Genomic DNA, 5,311 nt, shown 5'->3' on the forward strand with positions numbered 1-5,311 from the left:
TTCAAAATGGCAGTCGGCGTGTCTTCCCAAGCCGGCCTGCCCACAAACCACGGGAAGTTCACCGGAGAAACCAAAATGAAACGCTCGATTTCGATCACGATGCTGTCGGCTGTTGGGGCTGCCGTCGCCCTGACACTGGCCGCCTGCGGCAAGAAGGACGATGTCGTCGTCGTCACCGCGCCGGCCGGGTCGGCCAGCCCAGCCGCGATGGCCTCCGCCGCAGCGCCCGCCGCCACCGGCGCCGAAGCCACCGCCAAGAAGTGGATCGACAGCGAGTTCCAGCCGTCCACCCTGTCCAAGGACCAGCAGGCCGCCGAGATGAAATGGTTCATCGACGCCGCGGCCAAGCTGAAGGCCAAGGGCGTGACGGAGATCTCGGTGGTCTCGGAGACGATCACGACGCACGAGTACGAGAGCAAGACGATGGCCAAGGCCTTCAGCGAGATCACCGGCATCACCGTCAAGCACGACCTGATCCAGGAAGGCGACGTGGTCGAGAAACTGCAGACCTCGATGCAATCGGGCAAGTCGATCTACGACGGCTGGATCAGCGACTCCGATCTGATCGGCACCCACTTCCGCTACGGCAAGATCCTCGCGCTGTCCGACTACATGGAAGGCGCCGGCAAGGAGTTCACCAACCCGGGCCTGGACCTGAAGGACTTCATCGGCACCAGCTTCACCACCGCGCCAGACGGCAAGCTCTACCAGTTGCCCGACCAGCAGTTCGCCAACCTGTACTGGTTCCGCGCCGACCTGTTCGCCAAGCCGGAGCTGAAGGAAAAGTTCAAGGCCAAGTACGGTTACGAGCTGGGCGTGCCGCTTAACTGGAGCGCGTACGAAGACATCGCCGCTTTCTTCACCAACGACGTGAAGACCATCGACGGCAAGCCGATCTATGGCCACATGGACTACGGCAAGAAGGACCCGTCGCTGGGCTGGCGGTTCACCGACGCGTGGCTGTCGATGGCAGGCACGGCCGACATCGGCATCCCGAACGGCAAGCCGGTCGACGAGTGGGGAATCCGCACCACCGACGACGGCTGCACCCCGCTGGGCGCTTCGGTGTCCCGCGGGGGCGCCACGAACTCGCCGGCCGCCGTGTACGCGCTCACGAAGTACGTTGACTGGATGAAAAAGTACTCGCCGAAAGAAGCCATCGGCATGACCTTCGGCGAATCCGGACCGGTGCCTGCGCAGGGCCAGATCGCGCAGCAGATCTTCTGGTACACGGCTTTCACGGCAGACATGATCAAGCCGGGCCTGCCGGTCGTGAATGCCGACGGGACGCCGAAGTGGCGCATGGCGCCGGGCCCGAACGGTCCGTACTGGAAGCAGGGCATGCAGAACGGCTACCAGGACGTGGGCTCGTGGACCTTCTTCAAGGACCACGATGCCAACCGGACGGCCGCGGCATGGCTCTACGCTCAGTTCGTAACCGCCAAGAGCACGAGCCTGAAGAAGACCATCGTCGGCCTGACGCCGATTCGTGAAAGCGACATCCAGTCGCAGGCGATGACCGACATGGCGCCCAAGCTCGGTGGCCTGGTCGAGTTCTATCGCAGCCCGGCTCGCGTCGCCTGGACGCCGACCGGCGGCAACGTGCCCGACTACCCCAAGCTGGCGCAGCTGTGGTGGAAGAACGTTGCCGTCGCGGTGACCGGCGAGAAGACGCCGCAGGCGGCGATGGACACCCTGGCCGAGGAGATGGACCAGGTCATGGCCCGCCTCGAGCGCGCCGGCATGGCCTATTGCCAACCCAAGCTCAATCCCAAGAGTGACCCGACCAAGTGGCTGAGCGACAAGGGCGCGCCGTGGAAGAAGCTGGCCAACGAGAAGCCGAAGGGCGAGACGATCGCCTACGACACGCTCCTGAGCGCGTGGAAGGCCGGCAAGGTGCGTTGACGCGCCCGGTACCGCAGACGGGCCTCCGGTGCGCTGCACCGGAGGTCTTTTTTTTCGACCCGCGACGAAGCTAGCCGATGTGCGGCGCGTCCGGCAGCTCGTTGCGGTCGGCGTCGCCCGGCGCGCGCGGGAAGTGGCGCACGAGCAGTGCGTCGACGGCGTCGACCGCCTGCTCGAGGCCGGCCGCGAAGTCGCCCTGGCGGAAGTTGTCGCGCATCGTCTCGGTGATGGCCGCCCAGGCCGGCGCGTCGACGTGACGGCTCAGGCCGCGGTCGGCGACGATCTCGATCGCATGCTCGGCGAGCAGCAGGTAGATCAGCACGCCGTTGTTGGCCTCGGTGTCCCAGACGCCCAGCTTGCCGAACATCGCGATGGCGCGCTCGCGCGGCGTGGCGCCGCGACGCAGGTAGCTCCAGGGCAGGCCGGCCTCGACGTAGACCCGGATCTCGCCGCCGTGCCGCGCCTCGCTCGCCGTCACGCGCGCCTCGACGCGGGCCAGCGCGGCCGGCGGCAGGACGCGGGCGACATCGTCCTCGTCGAACATCCGGTGCCGGAGCAGGCGCGCGATCCGGCTCGCCATCACCACCGCCCGGAGGCGCCGCCCCCGTCGAAGTTGCCGCCACCGCCGGAGCTGAAGCCGCCGCCGAAGCCGCCGCCGCCGAATCCCCCGCCGCCGCCGCCACCACCGCCCCAGATGACCGGCCCCATGCCGCCGCGCCGGCTCCCGCCGCCGACCCCCATCACGCCGACCATGACCAGCGCGACGAGGGCCGCGCCGCCGGCGATGAGCAGGCTCGAGGTCAGGAACCAGCCGAGCGCGCCGACGCCGGCACCGGTGGCGAGCGAGCCGAGCTTGCGGCCCATGACGCTCTTCAGCATGCCGCCGACGACGGGCACGCCGATGAGGAGGAAGAGGCCGATGTCCTGCAGGCTGAAGCCGGAGGCCGGACGCTGCCGGGCTCCGTCGCCGCCGGGCGCCGGCTGCGGCAGGCCCTCGCTGGCGATCCGCTCGCCGAGGCGGTCGACGGCGCTGTTCAGGCCGCCGGCGTAGTCGCCGTTGCGGAACGCCGGGATGATCTGCTCGCGGATGATGCGGCCGGCCGCGACGTCCGGCACCGCCCCCTGCAGCGCCGCGGCGACCTGGATGTTGACGTCGCGGTCCTCCTTGGCCACGGTCAGCAGGAGGCCGTCGCCCTCCGCCTTGCGGCCGATCTTCCACGTCGAGGCGACGCGCTGCGCGAAGGAGGCGATGTCCTCCGGGCGGGCCGTCGCCACGATCAGCACCACCACCTGGGCGCCGCGCTGCGCCTCGATGGCGGCGAGCTTGGCCTCGAGGGCGCCGACCTGCTGCGCCGTCAGGGTGCCGGTCTGGTCGATGACCCGGCCGCTGAGCGGCGGCACCGGCAGCACCGACTGCGCCCAGGCGCAGGCCCAGGCGAGCAGCAGGGCCGCGAAGAAGAGCGTGGCGCGGGCCGGCGCGGCGGCCGGGGCGGGCGAGGCGCGCATCGGCGCTCCGGCTGAAGGCAGGCGGCTAGCGGGACGCGGGCGCGGCCGGGGCGGGTGCGGCCGGCGCGCCGGGCTTGTCGAAGCTGACCGTCGGCGGCACCGCGATCTGCGCCTCGTTCTGCACCGCGAAGTTCGGCTTGACCTTGTAGCCGAAGACCATCGCCGTGAAGTTCGTCGGCACGCTGCGCACCTTGACGTTGTACTCGGCCACCGTCTGGATGTACTTGTTGCGGGCGACGGTGATGCGGTTCTCCGTGCCCTCGAGCTGCACGCGCAGGTCCTGGAAGGCCTGGTTCGCCTTCAGGTTCGGGTACTGCTCGGCGACGACGAGGAGCCGGCTCAGCGCCCCGCTCAGCTGCCCTTGCGCGGCCTGGAAGCGGGCGAAGGCCTCCGGGTCGTTGACGAGTTCGGGCGTGGCCTGGATCGCCGTCGCCCGCGAGCGCGCCTCGATGACGCGCGTCAGCGTCTCCTGTTCGAAGTTCGCCTCGCCCTTGACGGTGGCGACGATGTTCGGGATCAGGTCGGCGCGGCGCTGGTACTGGCTCAGCACTTCCGCCCACGCGGCCCGCACCTGCTCGTCGAGGCGCTGGAAGTCGTTGTAGCCGCAGCCCGAGAGCGCCAGCGTGAAGCCGGCGAGCACGAACGCGCCGAGACGGCGGCCGAACGACGGGGTAGCGATGTGCATGGAGCCTCCTCAGTGGACGGCGAGGATCGTACCTTGCAGGCCGTGTCGGACGGGGCGTCGGGCCGCTGCAAGAATGGATGCCGCGACGCTACGGGACCCGCATGGCAGCCACGCAGACCTTCCGAATCGACGGCCCGGCCGAACCCCGGGTGCCGCTGCTGCTCGATTCGCCGCATTCCGGGCACGAGTTCCCTTCCGACTTCGGCGCGGCCGTGAGCGAGTTCGACCTGCGCGACGGCGAGGACTGCTTCGTCGACGAGCTGTACCGGCCGGCCACCGAGCGCGGCGTCGCCCTCCTCGCGGCCCTGGCGCCACGCACCTACATCGACCTCAATCGCCACGCCGGCGACATCGACCTGGCGCTGCTCGAGGGCGGCCGCTGGCCCGACGCGTTCGTGCCGAGCGGCAAGGCCCGGCTGGGCAAGGCGCTCGTCTGGCGCACGCTCGACGGCGGCGCGCCCATCTACGACCGGCTGCTCCCGGTCGACGAGGTGCGGCGCCGCATCGAGCGCGTCCACGCGCCCTACCACGCGGCGCTGCAGGAGCGCATCGCCGCCACGCACGCGCGCTTCGGCGCGAGCTGGCACATCGACTGTCACTCGATGAACGCCGTCAGCGGTGTGCAGGGCGAAGGCGGCGCCGGCGTGCGCCGCGCCGACTTCGTGCTCGGCGACCGCGACGGCACGACCTGCGATCCGGCCTTCACCGAGTTCGTGCGCGGCGTGCTCGCCGGCATGGGCTACGAGGTCAAGGTGAACGACCCGTACAAGGGGGTCGAGCTGGTCCGTGCCTATTCGAACCCCGCGGAGCGGCGGATGAGCCTGCAGGTCGAGGTCAACAAGCGGCTCTACATGGACGAGGCGACGCGCGAGAAGAGCGCCGGCTTCGTGCCGCTGCAGAAGGACCTGGCGACGCTGATCGACGCCGTGCTCGAGTACGCCGCCGCCGAGGTCGGGCGGCGATGACCGCTGCCGCGCCGCGCCGCGTTCAGCTCCGCCGCAGCAAGGGCTGGACGATGCCGCCGGACACGGTCAAGGTCGACCGGACGACGCGCTGGGGCAACCCGTTCAGCGTCGCCGAGTGCGGCACCGCGGCCGTCGCCGTCGCCCATCACGCGCGCTGGCTGCGCGGCGAGATTCCGGCGCCGGGCGCCGCCCTGCCGCCCACGGCGGCGGCGATCCGCGCCGCGCTCGGCGGCCACGACCTCACCTGCTG

Annotated in this window: 6 protein-coding genes; 3 read left to right on the top strand and 3 right to left on the bottom strand. The window is 70.3% G+C overall.

The annotated features are described in order from the left end of the window. Positions 1–207: 207 nt before the first annotated feature. Positions 208–1,905: an ABC transporter substrate-binding protein gene (locus AC30N0_RS13640; RefSeq protein ID WP_489518457.1), complete on the top strand. Its 1,698-nt coding sequence runs from the start codon at positions 208–210 to the stop codon at positions 1,903–1,905. A 70-nt stretch (positions 1,906–1,975) separates the two neighbouring features. On the opposite strand, the gene AC30N0_RS13645 is transcribed toward AC30N0_RS13640, so the two are convergent. The 3 genes from AC30N0_RS13645 to AC30N0_RS13655 are packed head-to-tail and all read right to left on the bottom strand — an operon-like array spanning position 1,976 to position 4,096. Next, on the bottom strand, positions 1,976–2,485 hold the full coding sequence (locus AC30N0_RS13645) for a TPM domain-containing protein (protein WP_489518452.1): 510 nt from the start codon (positions 2,483–2,485) through the stop codon (positions 1,976–1,978). Continuing rightward, positions 2,485–3,411: a TPM domain-containing protein gene (locus AC30N0_RS13650; RefSeq protein WP_489518453.1), complete on the bottom strand. Its 927-nt coding sequence runs from the start codon at positions 3,409–3,411 to the stop codon at positions 2,485–2,487. Before AC30N0_RS13650 ends, AC30N0_RS13645 begins: the two co-directional genes overlap by 1 nt. 25 nt (positions 3,412–3,436) lie before the next feature. Then, a complete protein-coding gene (locus AC30N0_RS13655) occupies positions 3,437–4,096 on the bottom strand; it encodes a LemA family protein (protein WP_489518454.1) in 660 nt (219 codons plus the stop codon). Between the two features lie 101 nt (positions 4,097–4,197). On the opposite strand from AC30N0_RS13655, the gene AC30N0_RS13660 reads away from it, so the two are divergent. Both AC30N0_RS13660 and AC30N0_RS13665 read left to right on the top strand, forming a co-directional pair. Further along, positions 4,198–5,061 carry an N-formylglutamate amidohydrolase gene (locus AC30N0_RS13660; protein ID WP_489518455.1) on the top strand — a complete coding sequence of 288 codons (864 nt, stop codon included), beginning with the start codon at positions 4,198–4,200 and terminating at the stop codon, positions 5,059–5,061. Next, on the top strand, positions 5,058–5,311 hold a 254-nt coding region (locus AC30N0_RS13665; protein ID WP_489518456.1), incomplete at its 3' end, for a DUF4326 domain-containing protein. The genes AC30N0_RS13660 and AC30N0_RS13665, both read left to right, overlap by 4 nt.

The sequence above is a fragment of the Rhizobacter sp. genome (assembly GCF_031412495.1).
GTDB lineage: Bacteria > Pseudomonadota > Gammaproteobacteria > Burkholderiales > Burkholderiaceae_C > Schlegelella_A.

Bases quoted from the DNA above. Each gene is read 5' to 3' on its own strand.
- AC30N0_RS13660 (WP_489518455.1), top strand. From the start codon at position 4,198: ATGGCAGCCACGCAGACCTTCCGAATCGACGGCCCGGCCGAACCCCGG.
- AC30N0_RS13650 (WP_489518453.1), bottom strand. From the start codon at position 3,411: ATGCGCGCCTCGCCCGCCCCGGCCGCCGCGCCGGCCCGCGCCACGCTC.
- AC30N0_RS13645 (WP_489518452.1), bottom strand. From the start codon at position 2,485: ATGGCGAGCCGGATCGCGCGCCTGCTCCGGCACCGGATGTTCGACGAG.
- AC30N0_RS13655 (WP_489518454.1), bottom strand. From the start codon at position 4,096: ATGCACATCGCTACCCCGTCGTTCGGCCGCCGTCTCGGCGCGTTCGTG.
- AC30N0_RS13640 (WP_489518457.1), top strand. From the start codon at position 208: ATGGCCTCCGCCGCAGCGCCCGCCGCCACCGGCGCCGAAGCCACCGCC.